Origin of the sequence: Nitratidesulfovibrio liaohensis (assembly GCF_011682075.1) — a bacterium.
In the GTDB taxonomy this organism is placed as follows: domain Bacteria; phylum Desulfobacterota; class Desulfovibrionia; order Desulfovibrionales; family Desulfovibrionaceae; genus Cupidesulfovibrio; species Cupidesulfovibrio liaohensis.
The window spans coordinates 1-2,954 of record NZ_VSMK01000350.1 but is presented as its reverse complement, the minus strand read 5'-3'; the positions used below and the strand labels follow the sequence as shown (position 1 = coordinate 2,954).

Here is a 2,954-nt window from a genome sequence, read left to right as displayed (position 1 = left end):
TCTTCCGATCTCGGCGCGGGCGTGGACGGCGCGGACTTCATCGCCAAGGCATGGGCCGCCGGGGCCGGGGCGGTGGTGTGCCTGCCCGGCAAGGTGGAAGCAGCCCTTGCCGACGCCCCCGAAGGCGCGGTGGTGGCAGGGCACGACGACCCGCGCGCGGCCATCGGCCTGCTGGGCCAGGCCCGCTACGGCACGGATGCGCTGCCCTTTCCGGTGGTGGCCGTTACCGGCACCAACGGCAAGACCACCATCACCTATCTGCTGGAGCACGTGTTTTCCGCCCTTGGCCGCCGGGCCGGAGTGCTGGGCACCGTCAGCTACCGCTGGCCGGGCTTTGCCATGGACGCGCCGCTGACCACGCCCGACTGCATCGAAACCCACGCCATGCTGGCCCGCATGCGCGACGCCGGGGTGGACGTGGCGCTGATGGAGGTCTCGTCGCACGCGCTGGACCAGCGCCGGGTGGCGGGCATCCGCTTTGCCGGGGCCATCCTGACCAACCTGACCCAGGACCATCTGGATTACCACGGCGACATGGAACACTACTATGCCGCCAAGGCCCGCCTGTTCACCGGACTGCCCGACGCGGACAAGGCCTGCGCCATCAATGCCGACGATGCCTGGGGGCGCCGCCTGCTGGGCGAGGTGCCGCACGCCATCGGCTTCGGGCTGGATGCGGCAAATGCCGTTCAGGGCCGTCGGTACCTGCACGGCGAGATGGTGCGCAACGCCACCTCCGGCCTTACGCTGCGCATGGCGTATGAAGGGCGGCAGTGGGAACTTTCCTCGCACCTTGTCGGCGCGCACAACGCTTCCAACCTGCTGGCCGTGCAGGCGGTATGCCTGGGCATGGGCCTTGCGCCGCAGGATTTCGCCAGCCTGGCCGACTTCACCGGCGTGCCGGGGCGGCTGGAGCGCATCGTGAACCCGCGGGGGCTGGACATTTTCGTCGATTACGCCCATACCCCCGACGCGCTGGAAAACGTGCTGCGCGCGCTGCGCGCGGTGGGTTTTTCGCGCATCATCACCGTGTTCGGCTGCGGCGGCAACCGCGACCGCACCAAGCGCCCGCTGATGGGGCAGGCGGTGGCGCGCCATGCCGACGTGGCCGTGCTTACGTCTGACAACCCCCGCCACGAGGACCCGCAGGCCATCATGGCCGACGTGCTGCCCGGTCTTGCCGGGGCGCGTGAGGTGGTCAGCGACCCCGACCGGGCGCAGGCCATCGGCAAGGCCCTTGCGCTGCTGCAACCGGGCGACGTGTTGCTGGTGGCGGGCAAGGGGCACGAAAGTTACCAGCAGATCGGCGACCGCAAGGTGCCGTACAGCGACCAGCAGGTCATTCGGGAGATACTGGGGTGCAATTGATGTTCACGGCCGCGTGCCATGCCGTGCGGAGCCGCGCCATAGCCGCAGGGGCAGGCCGGTCCGGCCTTTCCGCCCGCACCGGGCTTTGCCGCCGCGCCTGCCTGGGTGCATGCATGACCGCATGCATCACCGCATGTATTGGGGGGGGGCGCCATGCTGTATAATCTGCTGTATCCCCTCAGTTCCGAATTCACGGTCCTCAACGTCTTCCGCTACATCACCTTCCGTTCGGTGTGGGCGCTGCTGACGGCGCTGCTGCTGTCCATCCTCATGGGGCCGCGTTTCATCGCATGGCTGCAACGCATCAAGTGCGGCCAGCATATCCACGAGGACGTGACCTGCCACATGCAGAAGGCGGGCACCCCCACCATGGGCGGCCTGCTCATCGCCTTCTGCCTGACGTGCAGCGTGCTGCTGTGGGCCGACCTGACCAACAAGTACGTCTGGCTGACCATGCTCATCTTTCTGGGCTTTGGCCTGGTGGGCTTTCTGGACGACTACATCAAGATCCGCCGCCGCAACAACAAGGGCCTGTCCGCCCGCGCCAAGTTCCTGGGGCAGGTGATTGTGGCCGCCGTTGCCATGTACATGGTGGTCAGCGAGCCGGTGTACTCCACCCGGCTGGCCTTTCCGTTCTTCAAGGGCCTCGCGCCCGACCTCGGCTGGCTGTACATCCCCTTCGCCGTGACGGTGATGGTGGGTTCGTCCAACGGGGTGAACCTTACCGACGGTCTGGACGGCCTGGCCATCGGCCCCACCATCATCGCGGGCATGGTCTTTGCCGTTTTCATCTACGTGGCGGGCAACGTGCAGATGGCCACTTACCTGCAAGTGCCCAACGTGCCCGGCGTGGGTGAGGTTACCGTGTTCTGCGGGGCGCTGGTGGGCGCAAGTCTGGGTTTTCTGTGGTTCAACGCCTACCCGGCCCAGGTGTTCATGGGCGACGTGGGCTCGCTGGCCCTTGGCGGCGCGCTGGGCTTTCTGGCGGTGCTGTGCAAGCAGGAACTGCTGCTGCTCGTCGTGGGCGGTCTGTTCGTTGTGGAAACCCTGTCGGTGATCCTGCAGGTGGGCTACTTCAAGTTCACGGGGGGCAAGCGCATCTTCCGCATGGCCCCGCTGCACCATCATTTCGAATTGCAGGGCATTCCCGAGTCGAAAATCATCATCAGGTTCTGGATCATGTCGGCGCTGCTGGGGCTGATGGCGCTGTCTGTCCTGAAGTTGCGCTAGGACGCTGGCTCCGAATTGTCTTTTCGTCCGCTGGCGGCGTCAAACTGCGCCAGCCATTACGGTCGAATACCATAAGAGTATACTCCCTCATGGCGGGCTTGTTTTCCTTGCCAGCGAACGAAAATCCTGCTTCGGAAGCAGCGCCTGAGGACGGAAGGATACGGCAATGACCTGCGACAAGCACACGGCGCAAACCATCGGCAAGGGCGACCTTGTGGTGGTCGTGGGCGCGGGCCGCTCCGGCATGGCTGCCGCGCGGCTGCTGCACCGCATGGGGGCGCGCGTGCGCCTGCTGGAACGCAACGCCGACGGGGTGCCCGCCGACTTTGTGCGCTGGGCCGCGGAAGCCGGGGTGG

At 66.5% G+C, this 2,954-nt stretch carries 3 protein-coding genes; all 3 read left to right on the top strand.

From position 1 onward, the window contains the following. A partial coding sequence (locus FVW27_RS12030) for a UDP-N-acetylmuramoyl-L-alanyl-D-glutamate--2,6-diaminopimelate ligase (protein WP_167125456.1) occupies positions 1 to 1,368 on the top strand: 1,368 nt, incomplete at its 5' end. 153 nt (positions 1,369 to 1,521) lie between these two features. Beyond that, on the top strand, positions 1,522 to 2,598 hold the full coding sequence (mraY, locus tag FVW27_RS12025; protein WP_012612105.1) for a phospho-N-acetylmuramoyl-pentapeptide-transferase: 1,077 nt from the start codon (positions 1,522 to 1,524) through the stop codon (positions 2,596 to 2,598). Positions 2,599 to 2,764: 166 nt separating this feature from the next. Beyond that, positions 2,765 to 2,954 (top strand): FAD-dependent monooxygenase (locus FVW27_RS12020; protein ID WP_167125454.1); only part of this gene is annotated, 190 nt, incomplete at its 3' end.

What these genes read in the sequence shown, in the direction of transcription:
- mraY (WP_012612105.1), top strand. Translation starts at nt 1,522, where the DNA reads ATGCTGTATAATCTGCTGTATCCCCTCAGTTCCGAATTCACGGTCCTC.